The sequence below is a fragment of the Psychromonas arctica genome (assembly GCF_038155225.1).
In the GTDB taxonomy this organism is placed as follows: Bacteria; Pseudomonadota; Gammaproteobacteria; order Enterobacterales; family Psychromonadaceae; genus Psychromonas; species Psychromonas arctica_B.
In genome coordinates, this window is sequence record NZ_JBAKBA010000467.1 from 1 (window position 1) to 208 (window position 208).

The window sequence follows — 208 nt, forward strand, 5'->3', positions numbered from 1 at the left end:
TTATTACCATTTTTAAAAGAAAGTGCTTTCACTTCTCCATCACGAGCTGCAACATAATGGGCTTTTTCATCTACGGCAGGTTTAAGTTGTGAATAGTATTTATCCACGCCACTACCAATGCTAGTTGACCAAGCAATGACTGGTTTGTACGTTTCTTGAAATTCAGGTAGCTCAGCCATTTTAACAACATCTTCTTCACTGCTGAAAT

Annotated in this window: 1 pseudogene; it reads right to left on the reverse strand. The window is 38.0% G+C overall.

The annotated features are described in order from the left end of the window. Positions 1 to 208, reverse strand: a pseudogene (locus V6255_RS19110) (outer membrane protein assembly factor BamB); the annotation flags it as partial.